The following is a 20,911-nucleotide window of genomic DNA, read 5'->3' as shown; positions in this document are numbered from 1 at the left end:
GGTCCTCACATGTGTCTGAGGACCGCCTGTTTGGCCTTGGTGAACTCCTCGTCGGTGAGCACACCCGCGCGATGCAGCTCACCCAGCTCCCGCAGCCGCCGCAGCAGGGCGTCGTGATCGGCCCCGGGCACCTCCGGCGCCGGGGGCGGTTCCGGTACGGCGGCCGAGGGGTGCGGCAGCCGCGCCTGCACAGCCGCCGCGACCAGCGCCATCAGCGGGTCCCGCTTGAACCCCCACAACTCCACCGCGTGCGGGTCGTACTTGGCCCGCGTCCTGGCCGGCGCACCGCGCACCCGGAACCGCAGATGGCCGTTCTCCAGCCCGGCGGAGGGCTGCCACTCCACGCCGAGGATGTCCGTCAGGGCCAGTGTGCGGGGGCCCGCGGCGGACTTGGCGTCCTCCGTCTTCCAGTTCCACTCCAGCCGTACCTGCTCCCCGTCGAACGACGCGGTGCCGTCCCCGGCGGAGACCGTCAGCGGCAGCGCCGGACCGGGCAGCAGATACTCGCGCACGGGCGTGGTCGGCACCCGCTCCAGCAGCAGCGCGCCGCGCACCTCGTCCGTGACGTACTCGGCGACCCCGTACCGGTCCGGCTCCACGGTCAGCCGATAGGGGTCATGGGGTTCGGTGAGGCGGCCGCCGGTGGCGTGCAGCAGGGGATCGGCGCCGTCCCGCAGCCGCAGTCTCAGCCGCCCCGACCTGCGCCCCTGCTCGAACGAGACCCCGGCCAACGCGCCCAGCGGTACGACCAGTTCACCCAGCGCCCGGCGCAGCACACCGACGTTCTTGTCCCGCCCGGGGGTGAGCCGCAGCGCGCCTCCGTCGAAGACCCAGGTGCCGTCCTTCTGGATGATTTCCGACATGGGGAGATTCTGGCACCGGGCCGTCACAGCCCGAGTGCGCTCTGCGCACCGCCATCGAGCGTGAAGCGGACGTCCACGCCGAACCCGGCGGTCGCCCGCATCCGGACCTCGCCGGAGCGCACCCCGACGGCGATCCCGGGGTTGTCCTGGCAGAGCAGGGTGAACGCGTGCTCCGCCGCCCGGGCCGGCACGAACGCCTGGTCCTGCGGGAACGGCGCGTCGGCGCCCTGCCGGTAGGCGCACATCCGCTGTTGCATCCCGTCCCCCGCGACCCGGTCGCCGGCGATGTCCAGGCACAGTTTCGAGGCGGCGTTCACCAGGGCCACGGCGCCGTTCTCGAGCCGGACCGGGCGCCACCGCTGGTCCTCGCCGCCGTCGCAGGCGGCCAGCACCGGGTCGGGGGCGGATGCCGGTCCGGGCGGCGCGGAGGCGTTGCCGCGGGGGCCGGTGACGCAGCGTCCCGTGGCGACGCTCCGGAGGACGACGGCCCCGGCGGAGGCGCTGTCCGTGGAGGACGGGGAAGGGGATGCGGACGGAGATGCGGACGGGGACGGGGATCGGCCGGGGGACGGCGACGCGGCGGAACTCACGGTGGAGCGAGGGTGCTCGGCCCCCTCGGCGGTGTCCGAGCGGAGCAGGACTCTGGTCACCGTCGTGGTCAGTACGGCCGTCACCACCACCGAGACCATCACCGAGACCACCGTCTGCCGGCGCCGACGCTCACGTCTGCCGCTACCGGCGCGCGCGGGCCGGGGCGGCCCGGCGGTGAGCGGGCGCGACGCGGAGGGCGGCGGCGTCCGCTCCGCCGAACGGGCCCGCCGGTACACGGTCCCGCCCCACACCAGCAGCTCGTCGACCAGCAGCCGCCGTACGCTCGGCGCATCGCCCGACGCGAGCGTGCGGAGCGTCTCGAGGTCGTCGGCACAGGAGCGGCAGCCGTCCAGGTGCTGCCGGAGGTCGGCCGGCGTCTCCCGATGCCTGCCGCGGGCGATGGCACCCAGCATGCCGCCGTAGTGGAGGCACTGTACGTCGGAGCTGCGTGGGGCACGCAGCCGAAGGACGGTGTCGACCAGGCGGCTGCGGGCCGACAGCGCGAGGGATTCGGTGAACTCGACGGAGGCGTTCAGCGCCCCGGCCGCCGACTGCGACTCGCCCTCCTCGGCCAGGCACAGCCACAACGCGGCCCGCGGCTGCTCGGGCAGTTCCTCGAAGGCGGTCAGCAGTACCGAGACGCGCTCCACGCGGCGCAGTGTGTCGACGGCGCCGTGGATCTCGGCGTTCTGTCCCGACCAGGCCAGGAACTCGGGACGTAAGAGCTCGCGCCGGTCGTCGCGCAACCAGTTGTCGGCGGTGCGCCGTACGTCGGCGAGCAGCGCGGTGCGTAACGCGGGACCCTGCCGGTGCGCGCCTCGGGCGAGGACGTCGGCGGCCAGGTCGGAGGCGTCGTCCGGTCTTGTGCAGAACGCCTGGGCGTAGGCGAGGACGGCCGGGGTGTGTTCCGTCAGGATCCCTGATCCGGATGCGGATCCGGATGCGGATCCTGATCCGGATGCGGACGAGGTGCGGTGCGGGACTTGCTGTGCGGTGTGCTCGGGCATGGAATCGTCTCCCCAAGGAGCGGGCACGGCAAGGTGTGGACCGTAGTGCCGCGCTCTGTGGTGAGACTGTGCGCTTTGTGTACGCGCCGTGTGTGCGCCGGGCGGGGCTCGGGAGGACCGTACTCCCAAGCACCGCCCGGCCCGATCAGAACCCCGCGACGGGATTTTTCAGGGTTCCGACCAGCTGGAGGGCGCCCGACGGGTCCGCCAGGTCCACCATCTGCCTGTTGTTGCGCAGCTGGAGCCGGTTGAGGCAGGACAGCGCGAACTCGGGCGCGAACATGTCGTAGCGCGCGAACTTCTCGGCGAGTTCGGGCACCGACTCCTGGTACTCGCGGGTGACTTCGGCGACCGTCCGCCAGAAGTCGTCCTCCTCCAGGACCCCCTCGGTCGCGAGGTTCGCGGCGAGGAAGCGGAAGAAGCAGTCGAAGACGTCCGTGAAGATCGACAGGAGTTTCTTGTCCTCGGGGACCTCGACCGCGATCCGCCCGACCTCCGGCGGCAGCACCGCGTCCGGGTCCATGACCGCGATCTCCTCGGCGATGTCCTTGTAGACCGCCCGCCGGACCACCCCGTCGTCGAGGACCAGGATCACGTTCTCGCCGTGCGGCATGAAGACGAGGTCGTAGGCGTAGAAGCTGTGGAGGAGCGGGGTGAAGTACGCCCGCAGGTACGAGCGCAGCCACTCCCGGGCGGGCAGCCCACTCTGTTCGATCAGCGCGGCCGCGAAGGACGCCCCCTCGTCGTCCACGTGGAGGAGGGAGGCCATGGTCGCCAGTGACTCGCCTTCCCGGAGGGACGGCACCGGGCTCTCCCGCCACAGCGCGGCCAGCATCTTCCGGTACGGCGAGTAGCGGTCGGTCGCCCTCTCGTACTCCAGGTGCCGGTAGCCCACGGCGGCCCGCTCCCGGATGATCGACAGGCCGGTGGACTTGAGCACCGGGTCGTTGTCGATGAGCTGGGCCAGCCAGTCGTTGATCGCCGGGGTGGCCTCCATGTAGGCGGCGGAGAGCCCGCGCATGAAGCCCATGTTGAGGACCGAGAGCGCGGTTTTGACGTAGTGCTTCTCGGGGTGGGAGCGGTTGAAGAAGGTCCGGATGGATTGCTGGGCCAGGTACTCGTCGTCGCCCTCGCCCAGGCAGACCAGGTGGCCGCGGGCGACCTCGGCGGCGAAGGTGACGGTGAGCTTGTTCCACCACTGCCAGGGGTGGACCGGGATGAGGAGGTAGTCGGCGGGGTCCAGCCCCTTCTCGCGCAGGACCGTGTCGAACCGCTCGACGGTCGCCGCGCCCAGCTCCTCCCGCACGAAGGACTCGTACTCGATGCCGACACCCGCCGTGAAGGCCGCCCGCGACCGGTGCGCCGCCAGCCACACCAGCCGGACCGGGCTCGCGGTCTCGGGGGCGTACGACAGGTACTCGTGGACGCCGAAGCCGAGCCGGCCGTTGTTGGCGACGAAGCAGGGGTGGCCCTCGGTCATCCCGGTCTCGATCGCCTGGAAACCGGCGCGGGTGAGCTCGGCGACCGGGACCTGGGGCTTGGTCAGCTTGTAGCAGGTGCCGGAGAGGGTGGAGGAGATCTCCTCCAGGTAGACCGGCAGGACCTCGTCGCCGAGCCCCAGGAAGCCCTTCAGCTCGATGAAGAAGTCCATTGCGGCGAGCGGCAGTTCGGCCCCGTCACGGACGCGGGTGAGGGAGTCCGGGTCCACCTGCCAGTGGTCCAGGGCACGGCGGACGGCGGTGAAGCGGTAGCGGGTGAGCCCGTCGTCGCTGCGGACGACATAGCCGGTGCCGTCCTCCTCCGGGGTGATCAGGCGCTCGTGGGCGAACTCCGCGAGCGCCTTGCGTATGAGCAGCCGGTTGGCCTTCTCCCAGCGCTCGGGGGACAGATGGGCGACCGCGTCGGCGAGGGTCATACGGCGGCCACCGCCTTCTCGAACCGCTCCCGTGTGCAGAAGCTCAGCAACGCCTTCTTCTCCGGCTTCTCTATCTCGCGTGCGGGCACGAACCCGACGGCCTCGTTCAGTGCGTGCACGGCCTTGTTGCGCACGTCCGGCTCGACGACGATCCGGCGGGCCGCCGGATCCTCGAAGAGATGCGCCACCACGGCCGTGATGACGGCCTTCGTGAACCCGTGCACGGGCGTGTCGGTGGCGGGGGTCAGGAAGTGCATCCCGACGTCCCCCGGCTCGGGTTCGTACAGCCCGACCAGCTCCCGGTGGGCGGGGTCGTACTTCTCCATGAGGAAGGCGGGTTCACCGTCCTCGCCGAGCCCGAGCAGCGCGTGGTGGTGCTCGTCGGCCGCGATGTCCAGGTACGCCCGCTCGACGTCCTCCGGTTCGGCGTCCTGCATCATCCAGAAGGCCGCCTTGGGGTGGGTGACCCAAGTGTGGAGGAGTTCGGCGTCCTTGAGGGGGTCGAGGGGCCGGAAGGCGAAGGTGCCCACCTTCGGTGCGGTGGTCATGGGTGACTCCTTGGGCGCACGGTTCGGTCGTCGAGGATGAGTGAGTTGGATACGTCGTTTTCTTCCGGCGTGAGTTTCACGAATACCGCACCGCGATTCTCCGATGGCTACTACCTTTGGGTGCATGGGGGAGCGAGGAGTGAAACGGGCCTTCAAGTACAGGTTCTATCCGACGGCCCAGCAGGCTGACCAGCTGCTGCGGACCTTTGGATGCGTCCGCAAGGTTTACAACCTGGCCTTGGAAGCTCGCGGCCGAGCATGGGCTGAGGAACGCCGCAGGATCTCTTACGCCCAAACCTCGGCGATGCTGACCGAGTGGAAACGAACTGATGAGTTATCCTACCTCGCGGAGGTCTCTTCGGTTCCGCTCCAGCAAGCCTTGCAGCACCTACATTCTGCTTTCACGAGCTTCTTTGCCAAGCGTTCCAAGTACCCGCGCTTCAAGTCGAGAAAGCGCTCGCGTGCTGCCGCCGAGTACACAAGATCGGCGTTTGCCTGGCGAAACGGCGAGCTGACGTTGGCGAAGATGAGCGTGCCGCTGGACATTCGCTGGTCGCGACCGTTGCCAGAGGGCGCCGATCCTTCCACTGTGACGGTGTCCTGCGACGCAGCGGGGCGATGGTTCGTATCCCTGCTCGTCGATGTTCGCAATGCGGAGACGCCTCCACCCGGCAACTCCGCGGTAGGTATCGACCTCGGACTGACCAGCCTCGCGACACTTTCCACGGGGGAGAAGGTCCCTGCTCCTGGCTTCGGGAAGCGGGACCAAACGCGTCTTGCGAGGGCTCAAAAGGAACTGGCTCGTAAGCAGAAGGGATCGAAGAACCAGGCCAAGGCTCGGGAGAAGGTTGCCAGGATCCATGTCAGAATCGCTGACAGGCGGCGTGATTTTCTGCACAAGCTGTCCTCTCGAATCGTCCAGGAAAACCAACTGGTCGCGATCGAAGACCTGGCAGTTCGCAACCTGATGGGTAATCGAAGCCTGGCTCGTGCGATTTCCGATGCCTCGTGGTCGGAGTTGCGTGCCATGCTTGAGTACAAGTGTGCATGGTACGGACGTGAATTGGTGGTTGTTGACCGATTCCTTCCCACCAGTAAGACTTGCTCGGTATGTGGTCTGCTTCGTGACCCGTTGCCACTCGGAATCCGGGCATGGACATGCGAGGGCTGCGGCGCCCAGCATGACCGAGACCACAACGCCGCACAGAACATTGTGGCCGCCGGGCAGGCGGTGTCGGCCTGTGGAGGCCGCGTAAGTCCTCAACGGAAACCCTCCGGACGGGCAGCGGGCGATGAAGCAGGAAGTCACATAGCGCGAGCCATGGGAGTCCCCGCCCCTGAGGGGCGGGGAGATGTCAAACCGCGAACTCCTGGAAGGCGATCGTCTTCTCGACCGGGTAGTACTCCGTGCCCAGCAGCTCACGGATGATGCAGGCGTTCCGGTACGGGCCCATGCCCAGGTCGGGGCTGGTGATGCTGTGGGTGTGGACGCCGGCGTTCTGGAGGAACACGCCCCGGCCGGTGACGTCGACGGCGTAGTTGCGGGCGACGTCGAAGTTGCCGTGGGAGTCGTAGCGCAGCCGGTCCTTGACCGGGCTCAGGAACTCGGGCTCGGTGTACTTGTAGCCGGTGGCCAGGACCAGGCCCTGGGTCTCGATCTCGTAGTCCTTCCCCTGCTCCTCCTGGCGGAGGCCGAGGGTGTAGCTGCCGCTGTCGTAACGGGCGGCTTCGAGCGCGGAGTTGGTCAGCAGTCTGGTCGGGACCGGGCCGCCGAGGTTCTTCTGGTAGAGCAGGTCGAAGATCTCGTTGATCAGGTCGCCGTCGATGCCCTTGAAGAGGCCCTTCTGCTCGGCGGTGAGCCGGTAGCGGGTGTCCTCGGGGAGGGCGTGGTAGTAGTCGATGTACTCGGGGCTGGTCATCTCCAGCGTGAGCTTGGTGTATTCGAGGGGGAAGAAGCGGGGGGAGCGGGTCACCCAGTTCAGCCGGTAGCCGTGGACGTCGATCTCGCTGAGCAGGTCGTAGTAGATCTCGGCGGCGGACTGGCCGCTGCCGACCAGCGTGATCGACTCCTTCGACTGGAGCGCCTCCTTGTGCCGGAGGTACTGCGAGTTGTGGATGAGGTCGCCGCCCAGCCCCCGGCAGACCTCGGGGACGTGCGGCTGGGTGCCGGTGCCGAGGACCAGGTGGCGGGCGCGGTAGGTCTCGCCGGCGGCCGTGGTGACGACGTAGACGCCGTCCTCGTACCGGACGTCCGTGACGGTCGTGCCGAAGCGGACGCTGGTGAGCTTGCCGGCCGCCCAGCGGCAGTAGTCGTCGTACTCCACCCGCAGCGGATAGAAGTTCTCGCGGATGTAGAACGAGTACAGGCGGCCCTTCTCCTTCAGGTAGTTGAGGAAGGAGTACGGCGACGTGGGGTCGGCGAGGGTGACCAGGTCCGACATGAACGGGGTCTGGAGGTGCGCGCCGTCGAGGAACATGCCGGCGTGCCACTCGAAGTCGGGCTTCGAGTCCAGGAAGACGCCGTCGAGTTCGGCGATGGGCTCGGTGAGGCAGGCGAGGCCGAGGTTGAAGGGGCCGAGCCCGATGCCCACGAAGTCGTAGGTCTTGTTCGAGGACTCAGGGGCTTCAGGACGCGCGGTCAAGGGACTCTCCCAGGTACTGCTCGGCGTGGCCGGCGATCAGATCGAGGACGGCGGCGATGTCGTCCGTCGTGGTCTCGGGGTTGAGCAGGGTGAACTTGAGGTAGTGGCGGCCGCCGACCTTGGTGCCCGCGACCACGGCGTCGCCGGAGGCGAACAGGGCCTTGCGGGCGTACAGGTTGGCGCGGTCGATCTCGGCCGGGTCGGTGACGGCGGAGGGGATGTAGCGGAAGACGAGGGTGGACAGGGACGGCTCGACGACGACGTCGTAGCGCGGGTCGGCGGCCAGGAGCTTCCAGCCCTCCTGGGCCAACTCGCAGACCTCGTCGAAGAGTTCGCCGATGCCGTCGGCGCCCATGGTGCGCAGGGTCATCCACAGCTTGAGGGCGTCGAAGCGGCGGGTGGTCTGCAGGGACTTGTCGACCTGGTTGGGGATGCGCTCGGTGACCATGCGGCGCGGGTTCAGGTACTCCGCGTGGTAGGTCGCGTGGCGCAGGGTCGAGGCGTCCCGGACCAGCACCGCGGACGAACTCACCGGCTGGAAGAAGGACTTGTGGTAGTCCACGGTGACCGAGTCGGCGCGCTCGATGCCGTCGATGCGGTCCCGGTACTTCAGGGAGGCGAGCAGCCCGCAGCCGTAGGCCGCGTCGACGTGCAGCCAGGTGTCGTACTGCTCGCACAGCTCGGCGATCTCCGGCAGCGGGTCGATGGAGCCGAAGTCGGTGGTGCCGGCGGTGGCGACGACGGCCATCGGGATCAGGCCGTCCCTCCTGCACCGCTCCAGCTCGTGGGCGAGGGCGACGGTCTGCATCCGCTTGTCGTGGTCGACGGGGATCGCGACCACGGCGTCCTGGCCGAGCCCGAGCAGTTTCGCCGACTTCTTCACACTGAAGTGGCTGACGTCGGAGGCGAAGATGCGCAGCCTGTCGAGCGAGTCCGCCTTGGCCTCCTCCCGGGCCAGCAGCAGCGCCTGGAGGTTGGACTGGGTGCCGCCGGAGGTGAACACGCCGTCGGCGGCGGCTCCGAGGCCGATGCGGGCGGTCGTCCAGTTGATCAGTTTCCGCTCGATGAGGGTGCCGCCGGCCGACTGGTCCCAGGTGTCCAGGGAGGAGTTGACGGCGGAGAGCACCGCCTCGCCGAGCACCGCCGGGATGACCACCGGGCAGTTGAGGTGGGCGAGGTAGCGGGGGTGGTGGAAGTAGATCGCGTCCCGGAGGTAGACGTCCTCCAGTTCGTCCAGGACCGCGGTGGTGTCGTACAGCGGCCGGTCGAGGTCGATGGCGTCGATGCGGGGAGTGAGGGCGTCGACGGTGACACCCGTGAACGGCCGGTCGGTGGTGGCGAGTTTGGCCGCCACCCGCTCGACTCCTTCGGTCACGGAGCGGCGGTAGTGCTCCGCGGTCAGGTCATTGAGCAGGTGCGAGCGCATGTGGGGGTCCTCCGGGGACGATCCGTGCGGGGAACGAACTTAGGTAAGCCTAACCTAAGTTTCACCAGGGAAAACGTGCCTCTCCCGTGACTGCTGTCACTTCGGTGGAGGGCGGCTACGAGGGGTAACTACGAGGGGTGGCTACTCGCCCGCGACCCGAAGCTGTTCCTCCGTCAGGCCCTGCCGCCAGTACCCGACGAAGGTGACCCGGCGCCGGTCGACCCCGCGTTCCCCGACGAAGTGCCGGCGCAGTTCCTTCACCCGCCCGGACTCGCCCGCGATCCAGACGTACGGGCGTTCGGCGGCGGGGAGCCGGGCGTCGCGGACGGCTTCATGGGCCGTGCCGCCCACGACCCACTCGATACGGGCGTCGGCGAGGGTGGTCACGTCCTGGATGTCGCCGGCGTGCGGCACCTCCAGCCAGGCGTGGACGCGGGTGGCGGCGGGGAGGGACTCGAGGATGGCGGTGGCGGCGGGTACGGCGGTCTGGTCGCCCCAGATCAGCACCAGGTCGGTGTCCGCCGGGGGCCGGAAGCGGATCGCCCGGTTGTCGGCGACGGCGGGACCGAGGAGGAACACCCTGTCCCCGGCGCGGGCGCGCGCCGCCCAGCGGGAGGCGGGCCCGGCCGCGCAGGCCGCGCCCGGCTCGACACCGTGCAGCGCGAAGTCGATGTCGATCTCGTCGGGGTGCCGGCGCAGCGCGCGCAGTGTGTACGACCGCATCACGGCCCGTACGTCATCGGGGAGTTCGCGCCAGGCCTGCCACCAGCCGTCGCCGAGTTCGACCGGCACGGCGGGCTCGGTGCGGCCCTCGGCCGGGATGAACAGGGAGAGGGACTGGTCGCACCCGTGGGAGTGGAAGTGCGTCAGGTCGTCACCGGCGAAGGTGACCCGGACCAGAGACGGACCGAGCCGCCTCGTCCGCGCGACCTGGAGGGAGAAGAAACGGAACGGGGCGGCTACGGCCGTCGTCATATGAGCTCCTGAGACTCAGGAATCTGTGGGGGCTTCTGGCCGGGCTCGGCCGGAGGTCAGCTGACCTTCTTGGCCGTCTCCAGCGCCTTGGCGAGGTTCTCGACCATCGCGACGCACTTGTCGTAGGAGAAGATCGGCTCGGGGGAGCGGGCGACGACCTGGCCGGCCTTGACCGCGGGGAGCTTCTTCCAGGTGGCCTGGGTGATGTCGGCCGGCTGGATGGTCGCCGAGCGGTCGTCCATCATGATGATGTCGGCCGGGTACTTGTCGACGTTCTCCCAGCTGAGGCTCTCGTACCAGCCACCGCCCTCCTTCTTGGCGGACTCCGGCGGCTCGACGAAGTTCACGCCGAGGGCCTTGAAGTACTCCAGGTCCACGGAGAGGTTGGTGCCGGAGACGTAGAACAGGTCCTGGGCGGCCGAGCCGGCCATCACCTTGAGGTCGGGGTGCGCCTTGGCGGCGGCGCGCAGCCGCGTGGACGCCTCCTCGAAGCGCTTCTTGGCGTCCGTGACCTTACTGGCCGTCATATCGGCGCCGAGCGACTCCGCGAGGGCCCAGACGCGCTGCAGCGGGACGGTGAGCTGACGGTCGTAGGCCGAGATGCCGACGCTCGGGGCGAGCTTGGCGATCTTGTCCTTGGACTCGTCCGGGACGTACCAGAGGGTGCCGGCGCCGTCGAACATCGTGGTGATGAGGACGTCGGGGGCGAGGGCCGCGTACTTCTCGACGTTGAACTGGCCCCACTCGTTGCCAAGGATCGTCAGCTTGCTGATGTCCATGTCGCCGGCCTGGACGTCGGCCTTGCCGGCCTTGGTCTTCGTCGGGCCGAAGACGCCCTTGACGTCGATGCCGTAGTCGTACAGCGCGGCGGCGACCCCGATGAACGCGACGATGTTCGCCGGGACCTTCTCCAGCTTCACCGTCGTCCCGCGGTCGTCCTTGAACGTCCAGGGACCGGACTTGGCGGCTGTCGTCTCCTTGTCGGAGGAGCCACTGTTTTTGTCTTCGTCACCGCACGCGGCGAGCACGGCACCGAGGCCGAGCGCGCCACCGGCGGCGAGGATGCCACGGCGGGTGAGGTGGGTGGCTCTGACGTTGGACATGAGTGTGGCTGCTTTCGGACGTGCGGAAACACCGCCGGACAAGTCGTTGATTAGGTTAGCCTAACCTCACGTCTTGTCCAGATCTCCGGGGTGTTTCGCCCGAAGCTGTGAGCGGTCTGTGGGGGAGTCTGTCCGTGCGAGTTCACGTACCGTCAGAGTGACGGTGTGGTGGTCGAGTTGGCGGACCGGAGGACGGGGGACTGGACCGTGGTGACGGACGGAGACCTGGGCGCGGCCGAGCAGCGGGTGTGGGACGCGGCTCTCACCGGCGAGTTCGTCGATCTCCGCGGCGGCGACCCGGAGCGGGACGACCTGGCGGGCGGAGCCGGCTGGGGGCCCGAGCGGACCGTCCGGGCCGAGGTCGTCGTCTCCGCGCTGCTCCGCAGCGGGAGCAGCGGCGGCCCGGCGGGCGCGCTGCACCTCGCCGGCGCGCGCGTGACCGGCCGGCTGGACCTCGGCGGCGCGACCGTGGAGCGCGAACTGCGGCTGGAGGACTGCTGGTTCGACGAGCAGGTGGTCCTCAGGAGCGCCACGCTGCGCTCCACCGGCTTTCTCGGCTGCCGAATACCCGGCCTCGAAGGCCGGCTGCTGAAGGTGGACGGAAACCTCAGATTCGACAGATCCGTCATCGACGGCCGCATCACCCTCACGCGCGGGCACATCACCGGGGAGCTCCATCTGAACGGCGCCCGGCTCACCGCCACCGAACTCCTCGACGGCGTGGCGCCCGACCCCGACCGGGCACCTTCCGTCTGGGCGATGTGGGCCGGCGGCCTCCTCCTCGACGGCGGTTGCTTCGCCTCCCACGGCTTCTCCGCCCGCGGCGGACTGCGGTTCGTCGGCGTCAGCTTCAGCGGCGGCCTGTTCATGAGGGCGGCGCGGATCGACAACCCCGGTGGCGACGCGCTGACCGGCGACGACCTCAGCGCCTCCGCCCTGGTGCTGGCGGACGGCTTCCGAGCCGTCGGCGCGGTCCGGCTCCCGGGCGCGACGATCCGCAGCCGTCTCTCACTCGACGGCGCTGTCCTCCAGGGCGGCGCCGTCGCCCTGGACGGCCGCCGGATGAGCTGTGGCGAGCTGCAGTTGACCTTCGCGGCCACGCCGGAGGGCGTCGTCGACCTCCAGGACGCCCAGACCGCCGTGCTCCACGACAGTGAGCACAGCTGGCCGGCCGACACCCGGCTGGACGGTTTCACCTACAACTCCCTGCACGTCCCGAACTCCGGCCCGGACATGGTCGCCGCTCGCCTTCGGTGGCTCGCCGACCTCCCCGCGTACTCGCCGCACCCGTACGAGCAACTCGCCTCCTGGTACCGGAAGATCGGCCACGACGACGAAGCACGGCGCGTGCTGCTGGCGAAGCAGCGCCGCCGACGCCGGACCCTCGGCCCCTACGGGCGGCTGTGGGGCCGACTGCTCGACGCGACCGTCGGCTACGGCTACCGGCCCTGGCAGGCGGCCCTGTGGCTGGCCGCGCTGACGCTGCTGGGCACCTGGGTCTTCCACGACGGCAGGCCGCACCCGGTACAGCCAGGCCAGGGCACCCCGTTCAGCCCGTTCATCTACACCCTGGACCTGCTGATCCCCATCGGCGGATTCGGCCAGCGCGGCGCCTGGTACTGGACCGGCCTGCACCAGTGGTTCGGCTACGGCCTGATCGCCGCCGGCTGGCTCCTCACCACCACGGTCCTCGCGGGCATCAGCCGCGCCCTCAACCGCACCTGAGCAGGAACCGTGCCGAGCCGCGGAGGGAGGCGGCGTCACCCCAGGCCGTCACGTCAGCCGCCGGCCGCGGCCGGAGCCACCGATATCACCATGACACCGGCCTCACGCAGGGCCGAGCAGGTCGCGTCGTCCTCCGGCGCGTCGGTGACGAGCGCGTCCAGGTCCTCCGGGCCGCAGATCTTCACCATGCCGGTTCCCGGGAACTTGCTCCTGTCGGCCAGGAGCACCACCTTGTCGCTGGCCGCGATCATGGCGCGCCGGGCCGGCACCTCGGCCACGACGGTGTCCATGACCTGGCCCCCGGGGCGGAGGCCGCAGGCCCCCATGAACAGCCAGTCGGCGTGGACCTGGCGGAGGTTGTCCTCGGCCATGAAGCCGTCCAGCATGCGCGACTCACGGACGACCATGCCTCCGAGCAGCATCAGGTCGATGTTCTCGTCGCCGTTGAGTTCCTCGTAGACCGCGAGGTTGTTGGTGATCACGGTGAGCCGCCGGCCGCGCAGCCGAAGCGCCAGCCGGTGCACCGTCGTGCCGCTGTCGAGGATGACCGACTGGCCCTCCTCGACCATCGCGGCCGCCCGGGCGGCGATCACGTCCTTCGCGCCCACCTGAACGGCGGCGGCCTCGTCGAAGGACAGCTGGTCCTCCTCGACGACCGCTCCACCGTGCACCCGGGTCAGCAGCCCGTCCGCCTCCAGCTTGAGAAGGTCACGGCGGATGGTCGCCGCACTGGTGGCAAGCTGCTCGGCGAGGTCGGTGACGGACGCGGTACCGCCCGAGCGAAGAGCCTGCAGGATGAGTCGGTGTCGTCGTTCGGCCAGCACGCAACCGGACACTACCTGTTGTCTGCCGACGCAACCCTGCGGATTCTGGCCGCAGTTGAAGACCGTCCGTGCCGGTCCGGCGAGAATATGCGGATGATCGCCTCCTTGCCGCAGGAACCCGTCGAGGTTCCCCCTGTCGTCGCCGAACTCGCGGCGGGGCGGCCGACGCGGGCCGTGTGGAAGAACGAGCTCGGTGGACTGACGTTCCAGATCGGCCTGGGCGACACCCGGCAGTTCGTGAAGTGGGCACCGGTCGGCAGCGGCCTCGACCTCGCCGCCGAGGTGGCACGTCTGCGCTGGGCGGTGGGGTTCACCGTGGTGCCGCGCGTACTCGATGAAGGCGCCGACGACACAGGGTCCTGGATCCTCACAGGAGGCCTGCCCGGACGCACGGCGGTGGACGACCACTGGAAGCGCGACCCCGGCACCGCGGTACGCGCGATCGGCGCCGGGCTGCGCGCACTCCACGACGCGCTGCCCGTCGCGGACTGCCCGTTCGACTGGTCCGCCGAAAAGCGCCTGCGGAAGGTGCGGTCCCGAGCGGCGGCGGGGCTGATCAGGCCGGCGGACTGGCACCAGGACCTCCAGTACGTCGGCACCGTCGAGCGCGCGCTCGACGCGCTCGACGACGTCCCGGCGGCGGACCGGCTCGTCGTCTGCCACGGCGACGCCTGCGCCCCCAACACCCTGGTCGGCGACGACGGCACGTGCACCGGCCATGTCGACCTCGGCGCACTCGGCGTCGCCGACCGCTGGGCCGACCTCGCCGTCGCCACCTGGAGTACACAGTGGAACTACGGCCCGGGATGCGAGGAGCCGCTGCTCGACGCCTATGGAGTCGAGCAGGACCGGGAACGGATCGCTTACTACCGGCTGTTGTGGGGACTGTCGGACTGACGATCGTGACGGCGACCGTGACCGCGATCGCGAGCGCGTGGCCCCCGCCGCTCGGGGACTGGGCCAGTTATCCCGCCAGCCCCAACTCCCTCGCGATCAGCATCCGCTGGACCTCGCTCGTGCCCTCTCCGATCTCCAGGATCTTGGAGTCGCGCCACATGCGGGCCACCGGGTACTCGTTCATGAAGCCGTAGCCGCCGTGGACCTGGGTGGCGTCGCGGGCGTTGTCGACCGCGACCGTGGAGGAGTAGAGCTTGGCGAGGGCCGCCTCCTTCTTGAAGGGTTCGCCGGCCACCAGGCGGGAGGCCGCGTCCCGCCAGGCCAGGCGGGCCGTGTGGGCCTTCATCTCCATGTCGGCGATCTTGAACTGGATGGCCTGGTTGGCGCCGATCGGCCTGCCGAAGGCGTGCCGCTCCTTCGCGTACTTGACGGACTCGTCGACGCAGCCCTGGGCCAGGCCGGTGGCCAGCGCCGCGATGGCGATCCGGCCCTCGTCGAGGATGCGGAGGAACTGGGCGTAGCCGCGGCCCTCCTCGCCGAGCAGGTTCGCGGCCGGGACGCGGACGTCCGCGAAGGACAGCTCACGGGTGTCGGAGGCGTTCCAGCCGACCTTGGAGTAGGGGGCGGCGACCGTGAAGCCGGGGGTGCCGGAGGGCACGATGATCGAGGAGATCAGCGGCTTGCCGTCGGGCTTGCGGCCGGTGACCGCGGTGACCGTCACCAACCCCGTGATGTCCGTGCCCGAGTTGGTGATGAAGCACTTGCTGCCGTTGATCACCCACTCGCCGGTGGCCGGGTCGAGGCGGGCCGTGGTGCGGGTGGCGCCCGCGTCGCTCCCGCCGTCGGGCTCGGTGAGGCCGAAGGCGCCCAGCAGCTCCCCGGCACAGAGCCTCGGCAGCCACTCCCGCTTCTGCTCCTCGGTGCCGAAGACATGGATCGGCATGGCGCCGAGTGAGACCCCGGCTTCGAGCGTGATCGCCACCGACGAGTCGACGCGGGCCAGTTCCTCCAGGGCGATGCCGAGGGCCAGATAGTCGCCGCCCATCCCGCCGTACTCCTCGGGGAACGGCAGTCCGAACAGGCCCATGCGGCCCATCTCGCGGACGATCTCGTACGGGAACTCGTGCCGTTCGTAGAAGTCGCCGATCTTCGGCGCGACGACGTCGTGCGCGAACTCCTCCACCGTGCGGCGGAGTTCTTCCAGTTCGGGGGAGAGGCGGTGGTCCATGGTCGTCACTCCTGGTGGGAGAGGGCGCGTACGGTACGGGACGGGCTGGGTCGGCCCAGTTGTTCGGCCATCCACACGCTGGTGGCGGTGAGTCTGCCGAGGTCGACTCCGGTCTCGATGCCGAGGCCCTGGAGCATCCAGACCAGGTCCTCGGTGGCGAGGTTGCCGGTGGCGGACTTGGCGTACGGGCAGCCGCCGAGCCCGCCGGCGGACGCGTCGACCGTCGTCACGCCGTGTTCCAGGGCCGCGTAGGTGTTGGCGAGCGCCTGGCCGTAGGTGTCGTGGAAGTGCACGCCGATGACGTTCGTCGGTACGCCCTCCTCGTTGAGGAGCGAGAGCAGTTCGAGGACGTGGCCCGGGGTGGCCACGCCGATCGTGTCGCCGAGGCTCAGTTCGTCGCAGCCCATGTCACGCAGGGCCGTGCAGACGCGGACGACCTGGTGGAGGGGGACGGCGCCCTCCCAGGGGTCGCCGAAGCACATCGAGACATAGCCGCGGACGTGTGCGCCGGCCTCCTTCGCCTGCCGGACGACGGGGTCGAAGACGGCCAGGGACTCGTCCACCGTGCGGTTGAGGTTGGCCTTGGCGAAGGACTCCGTGGCGCTGGCGAAGACGGCCACCCGGCGGGCGCCGAGGGCCAGCGCCCGGTCCAGGCCGCGTCGGTTGGGGACGAGGACGGGGAGCGCGACGCCCGGAAGGCCGCTGATCCGGGGGAACAGGTCCTCCGCGTCCGCGAGTTGGGGCACCCACTTGGGGTGGACGAAGCTGGTCGCCTCGATCGTCGTCAGGCCCGCGTCGGCCAGGCGCCGGATGAACTCGGCCTTGACCTCCGTGGGGACCGCCGACTTCTCGTTCTGCAGCCCGTCGCGCGCGCCGACCTCGTGGATCCGGACCCGGGCGGGCAGATCGGTGGCCGGTACGACCATGGGGAGTGTCATGTCTCGTCCTCCACCGGGTTGATGACCGCCAGTACCTGGTCCATGGCGACCGTGGTGCCGGGTTTCACGTCGAGTTCGGCGACCGTGCCGGCGTGCGGGGCGGAGATGACGTGCTCCATCTTCATCGCCTCCACCACCAGCAGGCTCTGACCGGCGGTGACCTCGTCCCCCACGGCGACCTTCACGACGGTCACCGTGCCGGGCATCGGCGCGGTGAGGGAGTCGGCGCCCGCGCGCCCCACCCGGGTGAGGGACGCGGCGACCGGGTCGTGGTCGCGGACCTGCCAGGCGTCGCCGTCGCGGCCGATCCAGTCGGCGGCCCGGTGGAAGGTGTGCCGGACGCCGTCCAGCGTCACCGACACCCGGTCGGCGGTGACGGTGTGCGTGCCGCGCGGGACGTACTCCACCGGGTCCTGCACCCGGAGGTGGAAGCCGACGGGCCTGGGCGTACCGCCGAGGCGCCAGCCGCTCGGCACCGCGAAGGGGTCGGTCCAGCCCCCGCTCGGAACCGGCTTCAGCGCGTCCAGGCGTACGGCGGCCGCCGCCTCGTACACCTCGTCCGGTACGTCCGTGGGGACCAGGTCGGCCACCACCCGCTCGACCAGCCCGGTGTCCAACTCGCCTGCCACCACCGCCGGATGGGCAAGGAGCCGGCGCAGGAAACCCGCGTTGGTCCCCACGCCCAGGGTGACCGTCGCCGCGAGGGCCGCGCGCAGCTTCCGGAGCGCGGTCGCCCGGTCCGGGCCGTACGCGATCACCTTGGACAGCATCGGGTCGTACAGGCTGCCGACCTCGGTGCCCTCGCTCAGTCCGGAGTCGGTGCGCACGCTGTCCCCGGAGGGCTCGTGCAGGAGGAGGACCGTGCCGCCGGTGGGCAGGAAGCCGCGCGCCGGGTCCTCGGCACAGATCCGCGCCTCGACGGCGTGCCCGGTGAGTGTGATGTCCCCCTGTTCGTACGGCAGCCGCTCGCCCGCCGCCACCCGCAGCTGCCACTCCACCAGGTCCAGTCCCGTCACCAACTCGGTGACCGGGTGCTCCACCTGGAGCCGGGTGTTCATCTCCATGAAGTAGTACGACGAGGGGTCGTCGCCCGGCACGATGAACTCCACCGTGCCCGCTCCCCGGTACCCGCACGACCGCGCCGCCTGCACGGCCGCCGCACCCATCGCCGCCCGCGTCTCCTCGTCCAGGAGCACGCTGGGCGCCTCCTCGACCACCTTCTGGTGCCGCCGCTGCAACGAGCACTCGCGCTCGCCCAGATGCACCACGTTCCCGTGGCCGTCGGCCAGCACCTGGATCTCGATGTGCCGGGGCCGGTCGATCCACCGTTCGACGAGGAGCGTGTCGTCGCCGAAGGAGGCACGGGCCTCGCGGCGGGCGGCCGCGATCTCCTCGTCCAGCAGCGCCAGGTCCCGCACCAGCCGCATGCCCTTGCCGCCCCCGCCGGCGGAGGGCTTGAGCAGCACGGGTGCCCCCAACGCGCGTGCGGCGTCGGCGAGTTCCGGATCACGGCCGCCGGGTACCACCGGCACCCCGGCCGCGCTCACCGTCTCCTTCGCCCGGATCTTGTCGCCCATGAGCGCGATCGCGTCGGCCGGCGGCCCGATGAAGACCAGCCCCGCCTCCTCGCACGCCCGCGCGAACCCGGCGTTCTCCGCGAGGAAGCCGTACCCGGGGTGGACGGCCTGGGCGCCGCTCGAAAGAGCCGCCGCCAGCAGCCGTTCCACGGACAGATAGCTCTCGTCCGCCGGCGCCGGACCGATCCGGACCGCCGTGTCGGCCTCCCGGACGTGCCGCGCGTCCGCGTCGGCGTCGGAGTACACGGCCACCGAGCGCACGCCCAGCGACCGCAGCGTACGGATGACCCGGACGGCGATCTCGCCCCGGTTGGCCACGAGTACGGTGTCGAACACGAGTCCCCTCCTCACATCCGGAAGACGCCGAACTGGGGCTCACCCAGCGGCGCGTTGCCACAGGCCGTCAGGGCGAGGCCCAGTACCTGCCGGGTGTCGAGGGGGTCGATGACCCCGTCGTCCCAGAGGCGGGCGGTCGCGTAGTAGGCGCTGCCCTGGCGCTCGTACTGCGCGCGGACGGGCGCCTTGAAGGCCTCCTCGTCCTCCGGGGGCCAGGACTCTCCCCGTGCCTCCAGCTGGTCCCGCTTCACCGTCGCGAGGACCGAAGCCGCCTGCTCCCCGCCCATCACCGAGATCTTGGCGTTGGGCCACATCCACAGGAAGCGGGGGGAGTAGGCCCGGCCGCACATGGAGTAGTTCCCGGCGCCGTACGAACCGCCCACGACCACCGTCAGCTTCGGGACCCTCGTGCACGCCACGGCCGTCACCATCTTGGCGCCGTGCTTGGCGATGCCGCCGGCCTCGTAGTCCTTGCCGACCATGAAGCCGGAGATGTTCTGCAGGAAGACGAGGGGGATGCCGCGCTGGTCGCACAGCTCGATGAAGTGGGCGCCCTTCTGGGCGGACTCGGAGAAGAGGATGCCGTTGTTGGCGACGATGCCGACGGGATGGCCGTGGATCCGGGCGAAGCCGGTGACCAGGGTCTGCCCGAACTCGCTCTTGAACTCGGCGAACCGGGAGCCGTCGACGACCCGGGCGATGATCTCGCGGACGTCGTAGGGGGTGCGGGAGTCGACGGGGACGGCGCCGTAGAGGCCGTAGGGATCGGCCTTCGGCTCGACGACCGGGGTGACCTCCCAGGGGAGGGAGCGCCGGGCCGGGAGGGTGGCGGCGATGTTCCGGACGATCCGCAGGGCGTGCGCGTCGTCCTCGGCGAGGTGGTCGGTGACCCCGGAGACCCGGGAGTGGACCTCGCCGCCGCCCAGTTCCTCCGCCGTGACGACCTCGCCGGTGGCGGCCTTCACCAGCGGGGGACCGCCGAGGAAGATCGTGCCCTGGTTGCGGACGATGACGGCCTCGTCGCTCATGGCCGGGACGTACGCCCCGCCCGCCGTGCACGAGCCGAGGACGGCGGCGATCTGCGGGATGCCCGCCCCCGACATCCGCGCCTGGTTGTAGAAGATCCGCCCGAAGTGGTCGCGGTCCGGGAAGACCTCGTCCTGCATGGGGAGGAAGGCGCCGCCGGAGTCCACGAGGTAGACGCACGGCAGCCGGTTGTCGAGGGCCACCTCCTGGGCCCGCAGGTGCTTCTTCACGGTCATCGGGTAGTACGTGCCGCCCTTGACGGTGGCGTCGTTGGCGACGATCACGCACTCGCGCCCGCTCACCCGCCCGATCCCGGCGATCACACCGGCCGCCGGGGCCGCCCCGTCGTACATCCCGTCGGCGGCCAGCGGGGCCAGCTCCAGGAACGGGGACCCCGGGTCGAGCAGGGTGTCCACCCGGTCCCTCGGCAGCAGCTTCCCGCGCGCGGTGTGCCGGGCCCGGGCCTTCTCACCGCCGCCCAGCGCGGCCGCGGCGAGCTTGGCGCGCAGCTCCTCGACGAGGACGCGGTGCGCCTCCTCGTTGGCCCGAAAGGCCTCCGACGCGGGGTCTGCCGCGCTCGTCAGCTCCGGTGCCTGGTCCATGCCGCGATCCCCTCACCTTGTTAATGAGCGTTAACGCATTTCCTTCAGGTTAACGACCGCTAACCTCCCTGTCTAGAATTGCCTCATGGTCACGAGAACCGACGCCCCCACCCGGCGCGAGCAGATCCTCAAGGAGGCCGCCCGGCTGTTCGCCGAGCGCGGCTTCCACGGCGTCGGCGTCGACGAGATAGGCGCCGCGGTCGGCATCAGCGGGCCCGGTCTCTACCGGCACTTCGCGGGCAAGGACGCGATGCTCGCGGAGCTGCTGGTCGGGATCAGCGGACAGCTGCTGACGGGGGCGAAGCGGCGGCTGGCGGAGGCCGACGGGGTCCCCGCCGGGGAGGTCCTCGACTCCCTCATCGAGGGCCATATCGACTTCGCCCTCGATGACCGTCCACTGATCACCCTGCACGACAGGGAGCTGGACCGCTTGCGCGACAGCGACCGGAAACTGGTGCGCCAGCTGCAGCGCCAGTACGTCGAGCTGTGGGTCCAGGTGCTCCGCGAGGTCTACCCGGCCCTGGCGGAGCCCGCGGCCCGCTCGGCGGTCCACTCGGTCTTCGGCCTGCTGAACTCGACCCCGCATCTGGGCCGACCGGGTTCCCTGCCGGGCCGCGGGGCGACGGCGGTCCTGCTGCACCGGATGGCGAAGGGCGCGTTCGGCGCCGCGGCGGGGGAGTGACCCTTC

Annotated in this window: 17 protein-coding genes; 4 read left to right on the top strand and 13 right to left on the bottom strand. The window is 70.2% G+C overall.

The features are described from left to right. Nucleotides 1-5: 5 nt before the first annotated feature. The 4 genes from AB0D85_RS33710 to AB0D85_RS33695 all read right to left on the bottom strand — a co-directional run bounded on the left by AB0D85_RS33710 (nucleotide 6) and on the right by AB0D85_RS33695 (nucleotide 4,924). Nucleotides 6-863 carry a DUF4429 domain-containing protein gene (locus tag AB0D85_RS33710; RefSeq protein WP_362328629.1) on the bottom strand — a complete coding sequence of 286 codons (858 nt, stop codon included), beginning with the start codon at nucleotides 861-863 and terminating at the stop codon, nucleotides 6-8. A 23-nt stretch (nucleotides 864-886) separates the two neighbouring features. After that, entirely contained in the window at nucleotides 887-2,461 is a 1,575-nt protein-coding gene (locus AB0D85_RS33705; protein WP_362328627.1) for an RICIN domain-containing protein, read from the bottom strand. Between the two features lie 145 nt (nucleotides 2,462-2,606). Further along, on the bottom strand, nucleotides 2,607-4,376 hold the full coding sequence (locus AB0D85_RS33700) for an IucA/IucC family siderophore biosynthesis protein (RefSeq protein ID WP_362328625.1): 1,770 nt from the start codon (nucleotides 4,374-4,376) through the stop codon (nucleotides 2,607-2,609). Continuing rightward, nucleotides 4,373-4,924 carry a GNAT family N-acetyltransferase gene (locus AB0D85_RS33695; RefSeq protein WP_362328623.1) on the bottom strand — a complete coding sequence of 184 codons (552 nt, stop codon included), beginning with the start codon at nucleotides 4,922-4,924 and terminating at the stop codon, nucleotides 4,373-4,375. Before AB0D85_RS33695 ends, AB0D85_RS33700 begins: the two co-directional genes overlap by 4 nt. A gap of 124 nt (nucleotides 4,925-5,048) precedes the next feature. On the opposite strand from AB0D85_RS33695, the gene AB0D85_RS33690 reads away from it, so the two are divergent. Next, on the top strand, nucleotides 5,049-6,353 hold the full coding sequence (locus tag AB0D85_RS33690; protein ID WP_362328621.1) for an RNA-guided endonuclease TnpB family protein: 1,305 nt from the start codon (nucleotides 5,049-5,051) through the stop codon (nucleotides 6,351-6,353). Here the strand turns inward: AB0D85_RS33690 and AB0D85_RS33685 are convergent. The 4 genes from AB0D85_RS33685 to AB0D85_RS33670 form a co-directional block, all read right to left on the bottom strand. Next, a complete protein-coding gene (locus AB0D85_RS33685) occupies nucleotides 6,280-7,566 on the bottom strand; it encodes a lysine N(6)-hydroxylase/L-ornithine N(5)-oxygenase family protein (RefSeq protein ID WP_362328619.1) in 1,287 nt (428 codons plus the stop codon). The genes AB0D85_RS33690 and AB0D85_RS33685 overlap by 74 nt on opposite strands. Next, on the bottom strand, nucleotides 7,550-8,992 hold the full coding sequence (desA, locus tag AB0D85_RS33680; protein ID WP_362328617.1) for a lysine decarboxylase DesA: 1,443 nt from the start codon (nucleotides 8,990-8,992) through the stop codon (nucleotides 7,550-7,552). The genes AB0D85_RS33685 and desA overlap by 17 nt, the downstream gene beginning before the upstream one ends. A gap of 141 nt (nucleotides 8,993-9,133) precedes the next feature. Then, nucleotides 9,134-9,967, bottom strand: a complete 834-nt coding sequence (locus AB0D85_RS33675; protein ID WP_362328615.1) for a siderophore-interacting protein — start codon at nucleotides 9,965-9,967, stop codon at nucleotides 9,134-9,136. Between the two features lie 56 nt (nucleotides 9,968-10,023). Further along, a complete protein-coding gene (locus tag AB0D85_RS33670; protein WP_362328613.1) occupies nucleotides 10,024-11,070 on the bottom strand; it encodes an ABC transporter substrate-binding protein in 1,047 nt (348 codons plus the stop codon). A gap of 165 nt (nucleotides 11,071-11,235) precedes the next feature. On the opposite strand from AB0D85_RS33670, the gene AB0D85_RS33665 reads away from it, so the two are divergent. Continuing rightward, a complete protein-coding gene (locus tag AB0D85_RS33665) occupies nucleotides 11,236-12,795 on the top strand; it encodes an oxidoreductase (RefSeq protein WP_362328611.1) in 1,560 nt (519 codons plus the stop codon). 53 nt (nucleotides 12,796-12,848) lie between these two features. Here AB0D85_RS33665 and AB0D85_RS33660 read toward each other — a convergent pair whose 3' ends face one another. Next, a complete protein-coding gene (locus AB0D85_RS33660; protein ID WP_362328609.1) occupies nucleotides 12,849-13,619 on the bottom strand; it encodes a DeoR/GlpR family DNA-binding transcription regulator in 771 nt (256 codons plus the stop codon). 93 nt (nucleotides 13,620-13,712) lie between these two features. On the opposite strand from AB0D85_RS33660, the gene AB0D85_RS33655 reads away from it, so the two are divergent. Further along, nucleotides 13,713-14,516 carry an aminoglycoside 3'-phosphotransferase gene (locus AB0D85_RS33655; RefSeq protein WP_362328607.1) on the top strand — a complete coding sequence of 268 codons (804 nt, stop codon included), beginning with the start codon at nucleotides 13,713-13,715 and terminating at the stop codon, nucleotides 14,514-14,516. A 67-nt stretch (nucleotides 14,517-14,583) separates the two neighbouring features. Here AB0D85_RS33655 and AB0D85_RS33650 read toward each other — a convergent pair whose 3' ends face one another. The 4 genes from AB0D85_RS33650 to AB0D85_RS33635 are packed head-to-tail and all read right to left on the bottom strand — an operon-like array spanning nucleotide 14,584 to nucleotide 20,223. Then, nucleotides 14,584-15,744, bottom strand: a complete 1,161-nt coding sequence (locus AB0D85_RS33650) for an acyl-CoA dehydrogenase family protein (protein WP_362328605.1) — start codon at nucleotides 15,742-15,744, stop codon at nucleotides 14,584-14,586. A 5-nt stretch (nucleotides 15,745-15,749) separates the two neighbouring features. Beyond that, a complete protein-coding gene (locus AB0D85_RS33645) occupies nucleotides 15,750-16,682 on the bottom strand; it encodes a hydroxymethylglutaryl-CoA lyase (RefSeq protein WP_362328603.1) in 933 nt (310 codons plus the stop codon). Further along, entirely contained in the window at nucleotides 16,679-18,595 is a 1,917-nt protein-coding gene (locus AB0D85_RS33640; protein WP_362328601.1) for a biotin carboxylase N-terminal domain-containing protein, read from the bottom strand. The genes AB0D85_RS33645 and AB0D85_RS33640 overlap by 4 nt, the downstream gene beginning before the upstream one ends. 11 nt (nucleotides 18,596-18,606) lie before the next feature. Next, nucleotides 18,607-20,223: a carboxyl transferase domain-containing protein gene (locus tag AB0D85_RS33635; protein WP_362328599.1), complete on the bottom strand. Its 1,617-nt coding sequence runs from the start codon at nucleotides 20,221-20,223 to the stop codon at nucleotides 18,607-18,609. Between the two features lie 85 nt (nucleotides 20,224-20,308). Between AB0D85_RS33635 and AB0D85_RS33630 the strand changes: the two genes are divergently transcribed. After that, nucleotides 20,309-20,905, top strand: coding sequence for a TetR/AcrR family transcriptional regulator (locus AB0D85_RS33630; RefSeq protein ID WP_362328597.1), 597 nt, complete (start codon nucleotides 20,309-20,311; stop codon nucleotides 20,903-20,905). Nucleotides 20,906-20,911: the final 6 nt, after the last annotated feature.

This window comes from Streptomyces sp. NPDC048277 (genome assembly GCF_040652235.1).
Classification (GTDB): domain Bacteria; phylum Actinomycetota; class Actinomycetes; order Streptomycetales; family Streptomycetaceae; genus Streptomyces.
The sequence above is the reverse complement of the archived record's forward strand: the minus strand, read 5'-3'. Positions and strand labels throughout refer to the sequence as shown.

Coding starts and splice junctions, on each gene's coding strand:
- AB0D85_RS33635 (WP_362328599.1), bottom strand. CDS start 20,223: ATGGACCAGGCACCGGAGCTGACGAGCGCGGCAGACCCCGCGTCGGAG.
- AB0D85_RS33690 (WP_362328621.1), top strand. CDS start 5,049: ATGGGGGAGCGAGGAGTGAAACGGGCCTTCAAGTACAGGTTCTATCCG.
- AB0D85_RS33700 (WP_362328625.1), bottom strand. CDS start 4,376: ATGACCCTCGCCGACGCGGTCGCCCATCTGTCCCCCGAGCGCTGGGAG.
- AB0D85_RS33675 (WP_362328615.1), bottom strand. CDS start 9,967: ATGACGACGGCCGTAGCCGCCCCGTTCCGTTTCTTCTCCCTCCAGGTC.
- desA (WP_362328617.1), bottom strand. CDS start 8,992: ATGCGCTCGCACCTGCTCAATGACCTGACCGCGGAGCACTACCGCCGC.
- AB0D85_RS33630 (WP_362328597.1), top strand. CDS start 20,309: ATGGTCACGAGAACCGACGCCCCCACCCGGCGCGAGCAGATCCTCAAG.
- AB0D85_RS33695 (WP_362328623.1), bottom strand. CDS start 4,924: ATGACCACCGCACCGAAGGTGGGCACCTTCGCCTTCCGGCCCCTCGAC.
- AB0D85_RS33705 (WP_362328627.1), bottom strand. CDS start 2,461: ATGCCCGAGCACACCGCACAGCAAGTCCCGCACCGCACCTCGTCCGCA.
- AB0D85_RS33650 (WP_362328605.1), bottom strand. CDS start 15,744: ATGGACCACCGCCTCTCCCCCGAACTGGAAGAACTCCGCCGCACGGTG.
- AB0D85_RS33670 (WP_362328613.1), bottom strand. CDS start 11,070: ATGTCCAACGTCAGAGCCACCCACCTCACCCGCCGTGGCATCCTCGCC.
- AB0D85_RS33710 (WP_362328629.1), bottom strand. CDS start 863: ATGTCGGAAATCATCCAGAAGGACGGCACCTGGGTCTTCGACGGAGGC.
- AB0D85_RS33655 (WP_362328607.1), top strand. CDS start 13,713: ATGATCGCCTCCTTGCCGCAGGAACCCGTCGAGGTTCCCCCTGTCGTC.
- AB0D85_RS33645 (WP_362328603.1), bottom strand. CDS start 16,682: ATGACACTCCCCATGGTCGTACCGGCCACCGATCTGCCCGCCCGGGTC.